Genomic DNA, 18,126 nt, shown 5'->3' with positions numbered 1-18,126 from the left:
TCAGATCGCCTCCTTGAAGATCTCTTCCAGCGACGGCACCACCGGCGCGAAGGCGCGCACGGCGCCCCGGCCCAGCGCCGAGCGCAGCACCTGCTGGTCGGTGTCCACACCGTCCACTTCGAACACCGCTCGGGGTCCGTCCACTTCGACCACGCGGACAGCCGGGTGGTCACGCAGCCAGCCCGCGTCGGTGTCCACGACGAGCTCGAACCGGGTCGAGCCGTACCGGGACCGCAGTTCCTCCCGGCCACCGCTCGCCGTGATCGAACCCCCGGAGAGGATCACGAGGTCGTCGCACAGCCGCTCGACCACCGCCAGCTGGTGGCTGGAGAACAGCACCGGCACGCCCGCCGCCGCACGGTCGCGCAGCACCCGCAGCACGGTGTCCACGGCGATCGGGTCGAGACCCGAGAACGGTTCGTCGAGGATCAGCATGGCCGGGTCGTGCACGAGAGCGGCCGCGATCTGCGCACGCTGCTGGTTGCCCAGCGACAGCTCTTCCAGCTTGTCGTCGGCGCGTCCGCTGAGCTCGAGCTCGCCGAGCAGCTTCGCCGTGTTGGCCTGCGCTGTCGACGACGACAGCCCGTGCAGCCTGCCGATCCACATGATCTGCTCGGCCACCTTCATCTTCGGGTACAGGCCGCGCTCCTCCGGCATGTACCCGAAGCTCTGCCGCACCTGCTGCGTGATCGGCTCGCCGTGCCACGTCACGGTTCCGCTGTGCGCGGCGAGCACCCCCAGGATGATCCGCATCGTCGTCGTCTTGCCGGATCCGTTGGCGCCGAGGAACCCCGTCATCCGTCCCGGGTGGACGTCGAACGAGATCCCGTCGAGGACCCGGTGGTCGCCGAAACTCCGGCTGACCGATGTCACCTTCAACATGCGCACAAGGCTAGGAACCACTGCTCACCGGCGCGTCCGGCGCGCGACCCAGTTGGCCATCCTCCGCGCGGAGGACCCCGGCGAATGACACTGGGCTACGACCGTCCAGGCGCGACGATTCCGTTCTCGTACGCGTACACGACCGCGTGCGTACGGTCACGGACGCCGAGTTTGGTGAGGATGCGGGACACGTGGGTCTTCACCGTGGTCTCACCGAGGAACAGCTCCTTGGCGATCTCGGCGTTGCTCGCGCCGCGCGCCAACTGGATGAGCACCTCGCACTCGCGGTCGGTCAACTCCGGCGGGCGGGTCAACGGCGCCGGAGGCTCGTTGCCGCTGAACTTGGCGATCACCCTTCGGGTGACCTCAGGCGACAGCAACGCGTCGCCACGAGCGACCACACGGACGGCGTCCACGAGGTCCTCGGGTGAGGCGTTCTTGAGCAGGAACCCGCTCGCGCCCGCCCGCAGCGCCTCGAAGAGGTAGTCGTCCCGGTCGAACGTGGTCAGGATGACGACCTTGGCCACGTCGACCACCCGCCGGGTCGCTTCGAGACCGTCGATGCCCGGCATCTGCACGTCCATCAGCACCACGTCCGGGCGCAGCCGGGTGATCATGTCCACCGCGGCCAGCCCGTCACCGGCCTCGCCGACCACCTCGATGTCGTCCTCGGCGCCGAGAATCACCCGGAACCCGACCCTGACCAGGTCGTGGTCGTCCGCGAGGACTACCCGCAGCGTCACTCGTACTCCTTCACCCGGTCGGCAGGCTGACGCGGACACGGTAGCCGCCGGCGCGGCGTGGCCCGGCGTCCAGCTCACCGCCGTGCACCGCGACCCGCTCCCGCATCCCCAGCAGGCCGAACCCGGTCGCCCCTGCCGCCGCGCCCCGGCCCGGCACGCCCCTGCCGTCGTCGGTGACCTCCACCTCCAATGCGGTATCGAGGAAACGGACCCGAACGTCAGCCGTGCGGGCGCCCGCGTGTTTCACCACGTTGGTCAGCGCCTCCTGCACCACGCGGTACGCCGACAGCGCCACACCCTGCGGAACCACACGGACGTCGCCGTACACGCCGTAGGCCACCTCGATTCCCGAGGCGCGTGCGGCGGTCACCAGTTCCGGCACCTTGTCCAGGCCTGGGGAGGCTTCGTGCGTCTCGGGCACGTCGGTGTCCTCGGCGCGCAACACTCCGAGCAGGCCACGCAGCTCGTTGATGGCCGTGCGCGCGGTCTGCTCGACTGTGCGCAGCGCATCGCTGGCCACCTCGGGGTCCTTGGTGAACACGCGGCGCGCGGCGCCTGCCTGGACGCCCATCACCGACACGTAGTGCGCGACGACGTCGTGCAGGTCACGGGCGATGCGGACGCGTTCGGCGACGATCGCGCCCCGGGTGTTCTGTTCCTGCGACAGCCGCAGTTCCTCCGCGCGCTGCACGAGCTCGGCCCGCCGCCGTGCGGCCAACCAGGCCAGGTTGCCGAAGAAGTACGCGCCCAGGAAGTACATCAGGTTGTAGGCGATGCCGTAGATCACCGAGGCCACCACGGGGTCGAGCGGACCTGCCGCGTGCTCGAACGGTGAGATCGGCCGGTTCATCGCGACCACGATGCCGTACGCGAGCCAGATGAACATGGCCACGATCACGCCGATGCGTGACCACCGCGCCCAGGTCCGGTGCCGCTCCCACGCGCCCACGGTGTAGATGGCGATGAACAACGCGACCGACGGCATGACGTTGTCGCCGACATGTCTGGCCTGCGCCGCGATGAACACGGCGCCCACGACGAGCAGCACGGCCAGGGGAAAGCGGCGTCGGACGGCCAGCGGCACGGTGAGCGCCGCGGCCCAGAGGAGTTGCTCCCACAGCGCGGGGGCCTTGCCGAAGGCGAACGCGCCGATGCTGTTGGTCAGCACCATCGCCACGACCGCACCCGCGAGCACCAGCAGGGCGATCCACACGTCGTGGCGTTGCTCGGCGGGGGTGGGGCGAGGCCGTCGCCAGTTGCTCCAGGCCAGGTCCTCGCTGCTTACGTCACCCATGACGGGCAACGTAGCCGAGCGGGCCGGTGTCGTCGTCCTGACCTGCCATTCCAGCCCGGTCATTCCCTGGGGCTATGACATGGCTTCCTGCTGCGGGGTACCGCGATCGGCCGCCGACCACAACCCTTCTCACTATGTGGGTGGTATTGACAGGTGCCGCGGTGGCGTTGGCGATCAACTACTTCGTGCCGGTGCTGAGCGCGTTGACGGTGGCGGTCCTGCTCGGTGTCGCGGTGCCGGTGCACGCGGACCTCAAGCAGGTCACGCGGCGGTTCCTGCGAGCCGGAGTGGTGCTGCTCGGGTTGCAGCTGAGCCTGTCCGAGGTGACCAGCCTGGGGTTCGGGACCGTCATCGCGGTCGTGGTCACGGTGCTCACCGCGTTCTTCGGCACGCTGGGGCTGGCGCGCCTGCTCGGGGTGTCGCGTGGGTTGGGGCTGATGGTCGCGACCGGGTTCTCGATCTGCGGCGCGTCCGCGATCGTCGCGATGGACAGCGTGGCGCGGACGGACAAGGAGGACGTCGCCGCGGGCGTGACGCTGGTGACGCTCTACGGCACGTTGGCGATCGGCCTGGTGCCGTTGATCGGCAGCGGGATGGGCAGCGAGTTCCTCGGCAAGTGGGCGGGCCTGAGCGTGCACGAGGTGGCGCAGGTGGTTGCCGCCGCGTCACCAGCGGGCGCGGCGGCGGTCGGCATCGCGGTGGTCGTGAAGCTCACCCGCGTCGTGCTGCTGGCGCCGATCGTCGCGGGCGTCGGGTTCTTCCAGCGCCAGGACGGCCCGAAGCCGCCGGTCGTGCCGCTGTTCGTGGCCGGCTTCCTCGTGATGATCCTGGTGCGGAGCACGGGAATCCTGCCGCCGGTCGTCCTGGACGGCGCCAAGCTGGGCACGACAGTGCTGCTCGCGGCCGCCATGTTCGGGCTCGGCACGACAGTACGGCTGCGTCAGGTGTTGCGGTCCGGCCGCAAGGGCCTGGTCCTCGGCGCACTGTCGACAGCGCTGGTCGGCGCGGCGGCCTTCGGCACGCTGTTGCTGTCCGGCGCGGCGTGACCCCGTAGCGTGCGCCCGCCCTCGCGAGGAAGTGCACCGGACCGCGGGCTCCACCACACCCCCCGTGCTGGAGCCCGCCGTACTGACAAGTGCGTCAGTGTGCCGATCGTGCACGGCTCATCCGTAGAGGTCATGCTGGCATGCCTGTCGTCCGGTTTTGTCCGTAGCGGGCAGCGGACAGCATTCGGTCAGGGCATCATGTGGTGGTATGGGAGCGAGGGCGGGAGTCGACGATCCAGTGGCGTCGTTTCGCGCGCGCCTCAATGCCCTGTACAGACATGTGCGTACTCCGACGTACGCTCAGCTTGAGGCCAGCGCTGCGCGATCGGGTAGAAAACTCGCGCGATCGACCACGGGAACGTTGCTCACCGGTTCGGGCAGGCCCCGTTGGGACACCGTCGAAACGTTCGTGACGGCCTGTCGGCACCATGCCAACACCCGCCGGTTGTCCATACCCGAAGCGAAGTTCGACCTCACCGCCTGGCGCGAGGACTACGAGCGGACCGGGAACTCACCGCGCTCCACCGGCCAGGACCCGGACATCCCGGCGGTTCCCGCCGACCACGTCGTACCGCGCCAACTGCCGCTGCCGGTGAGCGCGTTCGTCGGGCGGGTCACGGAACTGGACGTTCTCGACGATTCCCTGACAGTTCCCGCACCGATGGTGGTCATCGGCGGAGCCGGTGGCATCGGGAAGACCTCACTGGCCCTGCACTGGGCCCACCGCAACGCCGACCGTTTTCCCGACGGGCACCTTTTCGTCGACCTGCACGGTTTCAGCCCGGACAGCAGACCGCTCAACCCGCAGTCCGCGGTACGCGGATTCCTCACCGCGCTGGGTGTCAGCCCGGAACGCGTGCCCGCTGATGCCGATGCGCAGGCCGCCTTGTACCGCAGCGAGATCGCGGGCAAACGGATGCTGATCCTGCTGGACAACGCCGCGAGCACCGATCAGGTGGTGCCTCTGCTGCCTGGTACGACGACCTGTTGTGTCCTGGTCACCAGCAGGAACAAACTCGCCGCCCTGATCGATCGTTACGGCGCACGGCACCTGCAACTGGACACGCTTCACCCCGACGAGGCACACGCCTTGCTGACGCGGCGTCTCGGCTCGGCGCGCGTGGCCGCCGAACCTCACGCGACCGGCGACCTGATCCGGCTTTGCGGGTACTACCCGTTCGCCCTGGCCATCATGGCCCGGCACGCGCACACTCGGCCACACATCCCGCTCAGCGAGTTCGTCGCCGAACTGGGGGACCTCGGCCTGGCGGCGCTGGACAACGAGGATCCCACCGCGAGTCTGCCCACGGTGCTGTCCTGGTCCCTGCGTGGTCTCAGCACCGAACAGCACACGGTGTTCGCGCTGCTGAGCATCACTCCCGGGGTGGACATCGGTCTGCCTGCCGCCGCCAGCCTCACCGGTCTGCCTGTCCAGCGGACACGGGACACGCTGCGTGTTCTGGAGGACGCGTCCCTGCTGGATCGCCACGCGCACGGTCGTTACGCCATGCACGACCTGATCCGCGACTACGCCACCGCCGCCGCCCGGCGCATGGATGACCGCACCCGAGATGCGGCGCTCCGGCGGGTGGTCGACTTCTACATCCACACGGCCCTTGCCGGCCTGCGGTTCCTGGCACCCGCACACGCCAGGCAGATCCGGCTCGAACCGCCCGCGGCCGGTACCCACCTCCATCCGATACCGGACGCCGAGGCGGCGCTGGCCTGGTTCAACACCGAACACCTCAACCTGCTCGCCGCCGATCTGCTCGAACGCGTGCTGGCGACGATCGGGCCGCACGACCCGTCTCGCGAAGTGCTGCTCGTGGCACTGGTGCGGGTGCTGTTCCGGCTGACCCGCAACCCGGAAGCCCAAGCCAGACAGGCACTCACCGCGTCGACCGACCCGGCGCGCACCGAAGAGTTGCGGCAGTTGCTCGCGGCGATCGTCTACCGCAACGGCAGACGCGACGAGGCCATCCGCACCCTGACAGAGTCCACAGTAGACGATCTGGTACCCGAGGCATGGCGGCAGCGGCGCAAAAGCCTGCTGGCACACCTGCGCCGGGACGTCTCCGACGTCGACGAGGCCGAGGTGGACGCGAAAGCCGAGTACGCCGAGGCCGTCCGCGACGGCGACGACTACCTGGCGGCACACGCGCTGCAGACCCGGTGGCTGGTCGACTCGATCCGGCGGGATCACGAGGCCGCGCTGCGGCACGTCGACGCGGCCATCGCCATGGTCCGCGGTTCGCCGGAGTTGGCCGACAAACACGTCAACCTGCTGGACAACCGGCTGTTCACGCTGCAGAACCTCGACCGGATCGCGGACGCGGACGCGACCCTGCGCACGGCCGCCGCACTGGTCACCGACCACCGGCTGCCGGTCGGACCGCAGGTGTCGGCCGCGGTGCACCACTACTGGACCGGCCGGTGGGACGACGCGCTACTGGAGTTGCGGACCATCACCGAGGACGGCCCGGCGATCACGTACTCCGGGCTGATGGACGCCGGACCGGAGGGCCTGTTGCTGCACGGTGTCTCCGCGCTGATCGCAGGCAGGCGCGACGACCGCGCAACCGTGGCCGCGAACCTCGACGCCGCCGAGAAGTACTCGCTGATCACCGAATCGGCACGGGAGAACTGCGACTTCCTGCTGGTGGCGCGGGCGGTCGCCGCCATGCAGCGTGGCGATGCGCTCGGAGCGCTGACCGAGTTGGCGCCGGTGCTGGACCCCGCGTACGCCGAGATGATGCTCCGGCACCAGTGGTTGCCGGATGTGGTCCGGCTGGCCCTGGAGGTCCACGACACCGAGCGGGTCGACGAAGCGCTGGCCGTTGCCGAGATGGAGGCCGCGCGGGAGCGGGTGCCCGCGCGGGCTCAGGCCGCGCTGCACCGTTGTCAGGCGCTCATCACCGGCGATCCGGAACCGGCGCTCACGGCCGTCTCGCACTACCGGTCCGTCGGCCGTTCGGTCGAACTGGCGTCGGCATTGGCGGAAGCGGCGACTCTGCTGGCCAAGCGGGACCTGCCCCGGGACGCGGCGGTGGCGTACGAGGAAGCGATGCGATCCTTCGCGTCATTGGGCGCGCACTGGGACATGGCCAGGACCGTCGCGCACATGAGCAGGCTCGGTATCAGTGAGCCGAAAGCCACAGCGCCGCCGGACCGTCCTTCGCCGGGTGGCGCCTGACCCGCTCGGCGATGCCGACACACCTCAACCGATCACCGGGAAACGCCGCTCCGCGGCCATTCCGGTCAACGCGGCCTGCATCCGCCCGGTGATCTCCCGGTAGGCGGCACGCGGGTCGTCGCCGACGGTCATCGGTGGCAGCAGCTGGATGACGATCTTGGCCGGGAGCGGGATGTGGCCGAGGAAGTCGCCGACGTTCAGGCCCCACGGCAGCGCTATCGACAGCGGCAGTTCCCGGATGCCGAACAACCGGTCCAGCCGGAGCGCCCGCGCCAGGGTCTCCCCGCGGGTGAGGAACAGCGCGGTTTCCTGTCCGCCGATGGCGACCGCGGGCACGACCGGGACGTTGTGGTCACGCGCGAGCCGCGCCCAGCCGTGCCTGCCGCCGAGATCGATGCGGTGCCGGTGCCAACTCGGCCGGTGGACCTCGTTGTTGCCGGGGTAGACCAGTACGACGGCGTCACGGTCGAACGCGGCCTTGGCGTGTCGCGGGCTCGGGCTGATCGCACCGAACTTCCGGAAGAACGACGAGCGGGTCGACGTGGGCCCGATGTCGTCGGTCAGCGCGTACGACGGCCGCTCCGCGCCGGCGTACTCGTTGTACGCCAGCGCGAGGATCACCGAGTCCGGTGTGAGGTTGCCGCCGGAGTGGTTGCCCACCACCAGCACCGGACCGTCCGGGATCAGCTCCAGCCCGCGCACCTCCGCGCGGAACCACCGCCGCACCAGCGGCCACGTGTCGGCCAGGCGCCTGCGGATGAACTCCGGATCGCGCTCGTCCAGCGCCGCTTCGACATCCCCCACGGCACACAGCGTAGCCGAGAACCGATCATGGAGTTCCTAGATCAGCCGACGCCGTGACACCACCGCGCCGGCTCCGAGCACACCGGCGCTGATCACGAGCAGCAGTCCGAGTTCGGTGAACTGGAACGGCCAGAACTGGCCGGGCATGTGCGCCCGGACGAACTCCGTGACCGCGCCTTTCTCCTTCAGGCACACGACGATGCTTTGTTCCCCGTGGCGCGGCCGGTCACAGGGTCGTCGACCTCGCGACCCGCCGCGTCCAGGTAGCCGTAGTCCACGGGCCACGACTCCGGCGGCACGGGTGTGCTGTCGCGCGCCACGAGTGGCCTCTGAATGGTCGTCGGCTCAGCATAGAGCGGTCGCACGGCGTTGCCTACGACGATGAAGAGCGCGGAGTACACGACCAGGGTCAGCACCATGGCCGCCAATGTGTTGCGCAGCAGCAGTCCGGCTGTGACACCCAGCGCGAAGGCCAGGATCGCGTACGCGCCGACGGCCACGCCCTGGATCTCGAACAGGGTCGGCGCCTCGACGCGCCCGCGCGCAGCATCTCCGCGACGGTGAAGCCGACCAGCGCCGCGATCCGCCCTTCGGGCAGTGGGAAGGCGCAGTCCCGTAACGCCCAGCCCCGGCTGTACCTCTTGCCGAGGTTCACCGCTTCCAGTTCAGCGGTCACCTATCCCCTTGTAGTTCTCGTCCAACGTGGCCTTCACCAGCGCCTCCACGTCCTCCCGCGCCAGCCCGGCCGCTTGGGCCCGTCCGACCCAGTGCACGAGTTCGTCGCGCAGCGGGCCCTCAGCCGCCGCGCGGGGCATCGCCAGCGACCGGGACACGAACGTGCCCAACCCCCGCTTGCCCTCCACCAGGCCTTCGCGTTCCAGCTCGCGATAGGCCTTGAGCACCGTGTTCGGGTTGATCGCGGTGGCCGCCACCACCTCCTTGGCGGTGGGCAGCCGGTCGCCCGGCCGCAGGATGCCCATCCGCAGCGCGTGCTTGGCCTGGTCGACGATCTGCTGGTAGGTGGCCGTGCCGGAACGACGGTCGATCCGAAACTCGATCACCCAACACCCTTTCACTAATTAATTAGATAAAACATGTCACGGGTCACGGCCGGGGTCAACAGACGTATCGGGCACTGTGCAGAATGGAGGCATGAGCAAAGTCAAGCTGCACACGTCGCACGGCCCGATCGTCCTCGAGCTCGACGCGGCAAAGGCCCCCGAGAGCGTGGCGAACTTCCTGCAGTACGTGAACAGCGGGCACTACGACGGCACGATCTTCCACCGCGTCATCCAGACCTTCATGATCCAGGGCGGTGGCTTCGAGCCGGGTCTGCGCCAGAAGCCGACCGGCGCGCCGATCAAGAACGAGGCCCAGAACGGGCTCAAGAACGACCACTACACCGTGGCGATGGCCCGGACCTCGGACCCGCACTCGGCCACCGCGCAGTTCTTCATCAACACCGCGACCAACGACTTCCTCAACCACACCGCGCCGGCAGGCCAGGGCTGGGGTTACGCGGTGTTCGGCAAGGTCGTCGAGGGCACCGACACCGTCGACTCCATCGCAAAGGTCCCGACGGGCAACGCCGGTGGCCACCAGGACGTGCCGAAGCAGGACGTCACCATCGACAAGGCCGAGGTCATCGACTGAGCCGACCCGTCCGGGTTTCCTCGATCGAGTGACGCGGGCCTGCGGAACCTCGTGTTCCGCACGGCCCGCGTCTTCGTGAACTCACTGCCGATCAGGGGCAGCCTTCACCGGGCGTTCCGGGCGCGTGGTCAGGTACAGCTCGATTCCGTCGAGCACGCGCCGCAGCCCGAATTCGAAATCCGCGTCCAGGTCGAACTCACCCTCGCCCAGGTCGCCCACGATGGCCTCCAGCCGGTTCAGTCCGGTTCCCAACAGCCGTTCGGTCCAGTACTGCCGCACGCTCTCGCCGTCGCCCTGCGGCGTCCAGGTCAAGGCCAGCCCCTGCACATAGGAATAGAGCACGGACAGCAGGCGCAATTTCTCGTGCGGTTTCACGTCGACGTCGTCGAATGCCGCCAGCGCCCACTCCATTGACTGCAGCATGCGCGGTCCGAGCACTGGACGGCATGTCGCCGTCGCGACGAGGAACCAGGGGTGCGCGAAATAGGATCGCCAGTCCTGCCAGGCCATCGCGGCGAGCGCGTCCCGCCAGTGCGCCGGACGCGGCTCCGGGTAGCCGAACTCCCCCGCCACGGCGTCGATCATGGCTTCGAGCAGAGCTTCCCGGTTGGCCACATGCCGGTACAGGGCCATCCCGCTGGCGTTGAGCCGCTGTCCCACCAGTCGCATGGTGACCGCGTCGAGACCACCGTCATCCGCCACCTCGATGGCGGTGGCGACGATCTGCTCGCGACTCAGTGTCGGGCGTGCCATGCCTCTCCCTATCTCGCTTGCCTCTACTCCCCCCAGCCGAGTATACCTTGTAAACATCGCCATGTTTACGTTGTAAGCACCACAAGGGGGACCTGATGGAAACGCACGTGCCGACCAGGGCCACACGCCGCGAATGGCTGGGCCTCGCGGTCATCGTGCTGTCGAGCCTGCTCGTGTCGATGGACTTGTCCGTGCTGTACTACGCGCTGCCCGCGCTCAGCGCGGACCTGGGTCCGAGCAGCACCCAGCTGCTGTGGATCCTGGACCTCTACGGCTTCGTGCTCGCCGGGCTGCTGATCACCATGGGCACGCTCGGTGACCGCTTCGGCCGCCGCAGGATCCTGCTCGCGGGCGCCGCCGTGTTCGGCGTCGCCTCGGTGATCGCCGCCTTCTCGACGTCCACCGAGATGCTCATCGCCGCTCGCGGCCTGCTGGGTGTCGGCGGCGCGACGCTCGCACCGTCCACCCTGTCGTTGATCCGCACCATGTTCCACGACGCGGGCCAACGCCAGGTCGCGATCAGCATCTGGACCATGGGCTTCGCGGGCGGCGCCCTGCTCGGGCCGATCGCGGGCGGCGTGCTGCTCGAGCACTTCTGGTGGGGCTCGGTGTTCCTGCTCAACGTGCCGGTGATGGCGCTGCTGCTCGTGCTCGGCCCCGCCCTGCTGCCCGAGTTCCGCGACCCGCGGCCCGGCCCGTTCGACGTGCTGGGCGCGCTGCTCTCGCTCGCGGCGATCCTGCCGGTCATCTACGGGATCAAGAAGGTCGCCGCGGACGGTGCCGAGTGGCAGTACTTCGGCTGGATCGCGATCGGCCTCGCACTCGGCGCGCTGTTCCTGCGCCGGATGCGGCGGGCCGAGCACCCGATGATCGACATCCGGCTGCTGCGCCGGGCGCAGTTCAGCGGTGCGATCGTGACCGGCGCGATCACGTTCGCCCTGATGGCCGGGCTTGGTCTGTTCATCTCGCAGTACCTGCAGCTCGTGCTCGGATTCGGTCCGCTGAAGGCGGCGTTGTGGAACCTGCCGGGCATGGCCGGGATGGCAGTGGGCGTCACCGCGGCGACCACGTTGTCGGCACGGATCCGGCCTGCCGTGCTCGTCGGACTGGGCCTGTTGATCGCGGCCGTCGCCTACGTCCTGCTGGCCCAGGCGGACACGACCGGCGGACTGGGCTGGGTGGTCATCTCCCAGGTGCTGCTGGCCGTCGGCATCGGCGGTGTGGCCACGATCGCCACCGACCTGGTGATGGCCACGGCGCCGAAAGACCGCGCGGGCTCGGCGGCGGCGTTGTCCGAGACCGCCAACGAGTTCGGTGGCGCGATCGGCATCGCCGTGCTCGGCAGCATCGCCGCGGCGATCTACCAGGCGGGCCTGCCCGAGCACATCGAGGGCCCGGCACGCGACACCCTCGGCGCGGCACACCAAACGGCCGCGTCCCTGCCCGCCGACCTCGCCGCCCCGCTGATCCGCGCCGCCAACGAGAGCTTCGTGGGCAGCATGCAGTGGATCGTGTGGCTCGCGGCGATCGGATCGGTGCTGATCGCCGCGTTCGTGATGCTCGTGCTGCGACGAGTACCTGCGCGAACGTCCACCCCGGAACCGGCCGCGAGCCAACCGGCCTAGCGGACGGCGGTCACATCAGTACCGTGCCAGGGGGAGGTGCGGGTGAGTGACACACGAATTCGGCGCCGAACTACGGCGGCGGCGGGTGCACGCCGAGGTCTCGCTGAGCGAACTGGCCCAACGGCTGAACTTCAGCAAGGGCTACCTCAGCAAGATCGAGACCGGCAGGCAGGCACCGACCGAACAACTCGCCCGCCTCGCCGACGCCGAACTCGGCGCCGACGGCGACCTGGCGGCTCTGGTCGAGCACCCCGGACAGTCGGCCCACACCCCGGCACACGCCAAGGCGGTGCACGCCAGCAGACGTGAAGTCCTCGCCTTCGGCAGCGCGTTGTTCCTCCCCTTGGGAATCAGCGACGGCGACGCGGAAACCGCGGGCGAGGACCCGCAGACACGGCTGTACTACCGCGACCAGTTCGAGCAGCTGCGCAGACGGGGCCAGCAAAGCGCACCCGGCCTCGTCCTGCGCACAGTCGGCGTCGAGTACTGCACGCTGCTCGAGCTCGCCAACGCCGCCCACGCCCCGTCGACCCGCTCGGCGTTCGAGGTCCTCGCCGCCCGATATGCCGAGTTCGCCGGCTGGATGGCCCAGGAGGCCGGCGACAACGAGGCCGCACTGGCGTGGACGAGGCAGTCCGCGAACCTCGCCACCCGCGCGGGTGACACCGCACTGGCCGCGTACACCCTGGTGCGGGAAGCCGAGCTCGCCATGTACGCGCACGACGCCTCACGAACGATCTCCCTTGCACGACAAGCACAAGCCCAGCGGGGAACAGGCACCCGAGTCCGTGCGCTGGCCGCGCATCGGGAGGCCCAGGGCCACGCCATGCTCAACAACGGCCACGACTGCCACGCCGCGTTGGACCGTGCACAAACCTTGCTGGCCGACGGCTCACCCGATGGCCCAGGCGGGTCGCCGCTGGGCTCCACCAGCGTCGCCGACCTGAACCTGGCCGTCTCCGGCTGGTGCACCTACGACCTCGGCCGCCCCCGGCAGGCCGCTGAGCAACTGGAACGCGCGCTGTCCCAGACCGCGCCGACCGCACGACGCGCCCGCGCGATGTACGGCGCCCGGCTCGCACTGGCCTACGAGGCCACCAGCGACCTCGACCGGATGTGCGAGGTCGCGGCGTACGTCATCGACATCGCCCAGCCGATCGGCTCGTCCACCGCACGGACCGAGCTGCGCAGGCTCACGCGGGCCATGGCGCGCAGGCACAACTACCGCCCGGCGAAACAATTGCACGTCGAAATCACCGCAGCGCTGTTCGGGTTTCCTGTTTCCTGACCGACAGGAGATCAGGAAACGCCTTCCTCATCTCCGCGACCGCGGTCATTCTTGGCGTCACCACCGGTGACACATCCCACGAAGGTCGACGTCTTCCTTCACGCATGGCTTCCTGAAGGAGGAAAACCATGGAGCCGCACTGATGCGTCCGTGAGGGCGGTGATGTCCGGATGTCGTGATCTCCGGACATCACCGCCATTGAATTCCGTACGCACACCCGTTAATCAGATCCCGGAACTGCGTGCTCACCTCGTACGCCTTGTCCGGCACCAATTCCGCCCCCGGCACCGGGTCGTCGTGCACCGCGCTGTACGGGGCACCGTCGTGCCGCCAGATCGTGCCGGGCACCCGGTCGGGGTGGAACCGCACGACCAGCGTGAAGAAACGGCATTGCCGATAGGGGACGTAGACGTACCTCGTCGCCATTCGCTGGCCCGGGGGAATTCGCTGGATCAGGCCGTAGGTGTGCCGTTCGCCGCGGTGCAGCGTCCTCGGCAGGGTGATGTCGGTGCTGAAGTTCGTGCTGGAGCCCTGACCGGTCGCCGCCAGCAGGCCGCCGAACATCATCTCCGGGGCGACGCCGACCGGCCCGCTGCCGTTCGACGGGTCCTTCGGGATGTCGATCGAGGTCACGATCTTGTCGAGGGAGTCGGCGGTCACCACGATCGTGCGCCGCTCGACCGCCTCGGGGCTCGGCAGGTCCAGCCGCACCACCGCCTCGAACATGTCGACGTACCAGCCGGTGCCGCCGTGCCCGACGCCCGGCATCGGCGCCTGGCCGCGATCGGCGTTGGCCACCATCCGCTCGAACGCGTCGTCCATCCGCCTGCGCGCGGTTCTCTCGTCGTAGAAGAATTCCCCCGCCAGGCCGGTGAGCCGCTGCCGCAATGTGTCCCCGTCGGGCGCGGGCGGGACGTTCAACGCGCACCGCGCGACCCGCTCCAGCGATTCGGGCAATCCGGTCATCAGCTCGTTGAGATAGGCGACTACCCTGACCCGCAACGCCGTCCCGGTGTCCACCGATGTGCCGATAAGCGCGGCGAACTCCGGGTCGATCCGGGATTCCAGGTCCTTCGACTGCACGCCGCGGCCCTTGCGCAGCTGGACAAGGCTTTCCTTCACGATCTCACCGACAGTGCGCACGGTACGGAATTCTTCCCTCAGATGGCCGGTGTGTGAAAAATGGGCGGCGACGGCTGATCTGTCGATCCTGTCGGCGACGGAAAGGTACCATTACGCCAACAGATGGTACAGCGGTTCACCCGTCCGGGAAACGGCAACGAAATCCGGCGTCACCCGGATGGACCAGCTCCGGCCACACCACTCCACCGGCTAGAGTCGGGCAGGTGAGCCAGAAGAGCTTCGCCTCGTCGGCCGACCTCGCCGACAAGGAACAGACGTTGGAGATTCTCGGCGACGGCGTCTACGCGCTGACCGCGGAAGGCGACCCGAACGTGGGCGCGATCGAAGGCGAGGACTTCCTCGTCTGCTTCGAGGCGCTGGCCACGCCGGTCGCGGCGCGGGAGTGGCTCGACAGACTCAGGGAACACACCGGCAAACCCGTTCGCTACCTGGTGCTCTCGCACTACCACGCCGTCCGGACGCTCGGCGCCTCCGCGTTCGACGCCGACGTGATCGTGGCGCACGAGAACACCAAGGCGCTGATCGCCGAACGCGGCAAGCAGGACTGGGCCAGCGAGTTCGCGAGGATGCCGCGACTGGCCAAGTCGCCGGAGTCGGTGCCCGGCCTGACGTGGCCGACGCTGACGTTCACCGACCGGCTGACCATCGACCTCGGCGGCGAGCGCGGCGACCTCGTGCTGCAGTACTGCGGCCGCGGGCACACCGAGGGCGACATCGTCGCATGGCTGCCGCGCAAGAAGGTCCTCTTCGCCGGCGACCTGGTCGAGGCGCAGGCGGCGCTGTACACCGGCGACGCGTTCCACACCGACTGGGCGACCACCACGTTGGACACCGTGCGGACGTTCGACGCGGAGGTGCTGATCGGCGGCCGCGGCGCGGTCACCCACGGCCGGGACGCGGTGCACGCGGCCATCGACCAGACCCGCAACTTCCTCGACGTCATGCGCCGCGAGGTCTCGGCGGTGTTCGAGGCGGGCGGCACGCTCAAGGAGGCGTTCGAGCGCACGCACGCCGCACTGTCGCCGCAGTACGGCAAGTGGCCGATCTTCGAGCACTGCCTGCCGTTCGACGTCTCCCGGGCGTGGGACGAACTGGCCGGGATCGAACGTCCGGTGATCTGGACCGCCGAGCGCGACCGCGAAGTCTGGGACCAACTGGCGTGACTGTCCTGGTCGTCGGCAACGGACCGGTCGGCCAGACCACGGCGCTGCTGCTGGCCCGCTGGGGTGTGCCGAGTGTGCTGCTCGACGGGCGTCCGGCCCGTGATCCCGTCGGCTCCAAGTCGATCTGCCAGCAGCGGGACGTGCTGGACATCTGGCACTCGGTCGGCGCGGGCGCCCAGATCGCCGCCGAGGGCCTGACCTGGCGCACCGCGCGGACGTTCTACCAGGACACCGAGCTGTTCGCGGTCGACCTGCCGTCCGACGGCGTGCTGCCGCCGTTCGTGAACCTCTCCCAGGCCCGCACCGAGGAGATCCTCGACTCGTGGATCGCCCGGCAGCCGCTGATCGACGTGCGCTGGGGTCACCACGTGACAGGTCTGGAGCAGGACGCGGACGGCGTGACCGCGACGTGCGCGGACGGCCAAGTGTTACGCGGATCCCACATGGTGTTGTGCGCGGGGGCTCGTGCCGAGGACCTGCGCACGGCGTTGGGCGTGACGTTCGACGGGCGCTCCTTCGACGACCAGTTCCTGATCTGCGACATCCACGCCGACTTGCCCGGCTGGGCGCACGAGCGGCGGTTCTACTTCGACCCGCCGTGGAACCCCGGCCGCCAGGTGCTGATCCACCCGTGCCCCGGCTCGGCGTTCCGCATCGACTGGCAGGTGGTGGGCGACTACGCGGTCGAGGACGACGACCTGGACGGCCGGATCAAAGCGATCATCGGCGACGCGGACTACTCGGTGATCTGGCGGTCGGTGTACCGGTTCCACTCACGGGTGGCCTCGCGGCTGCGGGTGGGCCGGGTCCTGCTGGCAGGCGACTGCGCGCACCTGATGGCCCCGTTCGGCGCGCGTGGCCTGAACTCCGGCGTGGCCGACGCCGAGAACGCCGCGTGGAAGATCGCGTTCACCGTGCAGGGCAAGGCATCGACGGATCTGCTGGAGACGTACCACGTCGAACGGCACGCCGCCGCGACGGAGAACCTCCGCGTCACCGGCGAGACGATGGACTTCCTCGTGCCGCGCGACGAGACGCGACGGCGGCACCGAGTGTCCATATTGGAGCAGGCCAGGCACGACCCGTCGGTGCACCCGCGGGTCAACTCGGGACGACTGTCCCAACCACACCCGTACCGCGATTCCCCCCTGACCTACGGGACACATCCCGCCGCGGGTCTGCTTGTTCCCGAACAGGTTCGCGCGGTCGCCCGTGACGGGCTGCAGGTCGTCCGGCACGGCGACCCGATCGCGGAGAAGCTCGGTGTGCGGCCCGGCGAGATCTGGGTGATCCGGCCGGACGCCTACGTCGCCGCGGTGGTCACTTCCGAAGCCGACGCGGAGTCCGCGCTGTCCCAGTTCTGACGCCGCCACGGCAGCAGCACCGACGTCAGCACCATCAGCACGCCCGCGATCGCCATCGCCGCGCTGGCGCTGGTGAACGCGGCCAGCACACCCCAACCGGCCGTCAGCACGGCGATCCCCGTACGACTGGTGATCGTCCACGCCGTGAGGATCCTGGCGACCTTGTCGTCCGGGGCGCGTCGCAGGCGGCAGGTGGCGAACACCGGGTTGAACACCGCGATGCACGTGATCATGCTGAACTGCACCGCGATCACCATCACCAGCCCGGCCGCACCCGTCCCGATGAACCCCAGGCCCATCAGCCACACCGTCCGCGCGACGCCGAAGCCGAGCAGGATCGCGCGCTGGCCGAACCGGCGGGTCAGCGGCTGTGACAGGCGCGCGCCGAGCAGGCCGCCGAGACAGGAGATCCCCAGCGCCAGGCCGTATGCCAGCGGAGTGAACCCCAGTTCGTGCACCATCCGGTACAGCAGCAGGGGCCCGGTGGCCATGATCAGCGAGTTCGCCAGTACCCCGTTGGCCAGCATCAGCCGCAGCCAGGTGTCGCGGAAGATGGCCCGCCAGCCCTCGGTGACCCGCCCCTTGTGTTCGCGCACGGCCGGAGGCGGCGGTTCCGGCGCCTTGATCATGCGGATTCCCAGTGCGGACAACAGGAAACTGACGCCGTTGAGCAAGGTGGTGGCCGCCGGGCCGAGTGCGCCGACGAGCCCGCCGCCCAGTGGCGGCCCGACTGCCGCGGAGATCCACAGGACGTTCTCGAACCGGCCGTTGGCGGTCAGCAGGTGTTCTGGGGGCACCAGGCCTTTCAGGTGTGCCCCGCTGGCGCCGACGAAGACGATGTCGGCGAGCGCGACCACGATCGCCACCGCGAGCAGGTGGTAGTAGGTCAGCGCGTGCAGCGCGTACGCGGCTGGAACCGTGGCCAGCACGGCGAACCGCAGCACGTCGGCGCTGATCATCAGCGGCCGTTTGCGCCGGGACTCCATCCACGGACCCAGCGGCACGGCGAGCAGCGCGCCGATCGCCAGGCTGGCCGCCGCGATCAGCGACACCTGCGCGGCACTGACGTGCAACGCGAGGATGGCGATCAGCGGGAAGGCGTCCAGCGCCAGATACGTCCCCAGTGTGCTGGCCGTGTACGCCCGCCACAGCCACCCGAAGTCTCGCCCCACCCC

General features: G+C 69.3%; 17 protein-coding genes. 7 read left to right on the top strand and 10 right to left on the bottom strand.

Features of this window, described 5'->3' with window-relative positions; all coding sequences use genetic code 11:
• From ALI144C_RS23245 to ALI144C_RS23235, 3 genes are all read right to left on the bottom strand, one after another.
• Complete coding sequence (locus ALI144C_RS23245) at positions 1 to 882, bottom strand: ABC transporter ATP-binding protein (protein ID WP_076989258.1); 882 nt, start codon at positions 880 to 882, stop codon at positions 1 to 3.
• 95 nt (positions 883 to 977) lie between these two features.
• The gene (locus ALI144C_RS23240) at positions 978 to 1,625 is read right to left on the bottom strand and encodes a response regulator (protein ID WP_193441218.1); all 648 of its coding nucleotides are present in this window, start codon (positions 1,623 to 1,625) and stop codon (positions 978 to 980) included.
• A 10-nt stretch (positions 1,626 to 1,635) separates the two neighbouring features.
• Complete coding sequence (locus ALI144C_RS23235; RefSeq protein WP_076989582.1) at positions 1,636 to 2,919, bottom strand: sensor histidine kinase; 1,284 nt, start codon at positions 2,917 to 2,919, stop codon at positions 1,636 to 1,638.
• 134 nt (positions 2,920 to 3,053) lie between these two features.
• On the opposite strand from ALI144C_RS23235, the gene ALI144C_RS23230 reads away from it, so the two are divergent.
• A complete protein-coding gene (locus ALI144C_RS23230; protein ID WP_143230812.1) occupies positions 3,054 to 3,965 on the top strand; it encodes a YeiH family protein in 912 nt (303 codons plus the stop codon).
• 409 nt (positions 3,966 to 4,374) lie between these two features.
• Positions 4,375 to 7,158, top strand: a complete 2,784-nt coding sequence (locus tag ALI144C_RS56805) for an ATP-binding protein (protein WP_237774275.1) — start codon at positions 4,375 to 4,377, stop codon at positions 7,156 to 7,158.
• Positions 7,159 to 7,182: 24 nt separating this feature from the next.
• Here ALI144C_RS56805 and ALI144C_RS23220 read toward each other — a convergent pair whose 3' ends face one another.
• The 4 genes from ALI144C_RS23220 to ALI144C_RS23205 form a co-directional block, all read right to left on the bottom strand.
• Positions 7,183 to 7,962 (bottom strand): 1-acyl-sn-glycerol-3-phosphate acyltransferase, encoded by a 780-nt coding sequence (locus ALI144C_RS23220; RefSeq protein ID WP_202819036.1) that lies wholly within the window; start codon positions 7,960 to 7,962, stop codon positions 7,183 to 7,185.
• 36 nt (positions 7,963 to 7,998) lie between these two features.
• On the bottom strand, positions 7,999 to 8,157 hold the full coding sequence (locus ALI144C_RS55690) for a hypothetical protein (protein WP_168211328.1): 159 nt from the start codon (positions 8,155 to 8,157) through the stop codon (positions 7,999 to 8,001).
• Positions 8,148 to 8,462 carry a hypothetical protein gene (locus tag ALI144C_RS23215; RefSeq protein WP_143230811.1) on the bottom strand — a complete coding sequence of 105 codons (315 nt, stop codon included), beginning with the start codon at positions 8,460 to 8,462 and terminating at the stop codon, positions 8,148 to 8,150. Before ALI144C_RS23215 ends, ALI144C_RS55690 begins: the two co-directional genes overlap by 10 nt.
• A 165-nt stretch (positions 8,463 to 8,627) precedes the next feature.
• The gene (locus ALI144C_RS23205) at positions 8,628 to 9,023 is read right to left on the bottom strand and encodes a GntR family transcriptional regulator (protein WP_076989251.1); all 396 of its coding nucleotides are present in this window, start codon (positions 9,021 to 9,023) and stop codon (positions 8,628 to 8,630) included.
• A 91-nt stretch (positions 9,024 to 9,114) separates the two neighbouring features.
• Between ALI144C_RS23205 and ALI144C_RS23200 the strand changes: the two genes are divergently transcribed.
• A complete protein-coding gene (locus tag ALI144C_RS23200) occupies positions 9,115 to 9,615 on the top strand; it encodes a peptidylprolyl isomerase (RefSeq protein WP_076989250.1) in 501 nt (166 codons plus the stop codon).
• Between the two features lie 81 nt (positions 9,616 to 9,696).
• Here ALI144C_RS23200 and ALI144C_RS23195 read toward each other — a convergent pair whose 3' ends face one another.
• Positions 9,697 to 10,368, bottom strand: a complete 672-nt coding sequence (locus ALI144C_RS23195; protein ID WP_076989249.1) for a TetR/AcrR family transcriptional regulator — start codon at positions 10,366 to 10,368, stop codon at positions 9,697 to 9,699.
• Between the two features lie 95 nt (positions 10,369 to 10,463).
• Here ALI144C_RS23195 and ALI144C_RS23190 point away from each other — a divergent pair, with 95 nt between their 5' ends.
• Both ALI144C_RS23190 and ALI144C_RS23185 read left to right on the top strand, forming a co-directional pair.
• The gene (locus tag ALI144C_RS23190) at positions 10,464 to 11,993 is read left to right on the top strand and encodes an MFS transporter (protein ID WP_076989248.1); all 1,530 of its coding nucleotides are present in this window, start codon (positions 10,464 to 10,466) and stop codon (positions 11,991 to 11,993) included.
• A gap of 46 nt (positions 11,994 to 12,039) precedes the next feature.
• Positions 12,040 to 13,281, top strand: a complete 1,242-nt coding sequence (locus tag ALI144C_RS23185; RefSeq protein ID WP_076989247.1) for a helix-turn-helix domain-containing protein — start codon at positions 12,040 to 12,042, stop codon at positions 13,279 to 13,281.
• Positions 13,282 to 13,470: 189 nt separating this feature from the next.
• Here ALI144C_RS23185 and ALI144C_RS23180 read toward each other — a convergent pair whose 3' ends face one another.
• Positions 13,471 to 14,424 (bottom strand): hypothetical protein, encoded by a 954-nt coding sequence (locus ALI144C_RS23180; RefSeq protein ID WP_076989246.1) that lies wholly within the window; start codon positions 14,422 to 14,424, stop codon positions 13,471 to 13,473.
• A gap of 203 nt (positions 14,425 to 14,627) precedes the next feature.
• Between ALI144C_RS23180 and ALI144C_RS23175 the strand changes: the two genes are divergently transcribed.
• Together ALI144C_RS23175 and ALI144C_RS23170 are read left to right on the top strand one after the other, a co-directional pair.
• On the top strand, positions 14,628 to 15,587 hold the full coding sequence (locus ALI144C_RS23175) for an MBL fold metallo-hydrolase (RefSeq protein WP_076989245.1): 960 nt from the start codon (positions 14,628 to 14,630) through the stop codon (positions 15,585 to 15,587).
• On the top strand, positions 15,584 to 16,951 hold the full coding sequence (locus tag ALI144C_RS23170) for an FAD-dependent monooxygenase (protein ID WP_076989244.1): 1,368 nt from the start codon (positions 15,584 to 15,586) through the stop codon (positions 16,949 to 16,951). Before ALI144C_RS23175 ends, ALI144C_RS23170 begins: the two co-directional genes overlap by 4 nt.
• Here ALI144C_RS23170 and ALI144C_RS23165 read toward each other — a convergent pair.
• A complete protein-coding gene (locus tag ALI144C_RS23165; RefSeq protein WP_237774274.1) occupies positions 16,891 to 18,123 on the bottom strand; it encodes an MFS transporter in 1,233 nt (410 codons plus the stop codon). The genes ALI144C_RS23170 and ALI144C_RS23165 overlap by 61 nt on opposite strands.
• Between the last annotated feature and the right edge of the window lie 3 nt (positions 18,124 to 18,126).

It is taken from the genome of Actinosynnema sp. ALI-1.44 (assembly GCF_001984155.1).
Taxonomy (GTDB): Bacteria; Actinomycetota; Actinomycetes; order Mycobacteriales; family Pseudonocardiaceae; genus Kibdelosporangium.
Note: the sequence above shows the minus strand (reverse complement) of the source record. Positions and strands in the feature narration are given on the sequence as shown.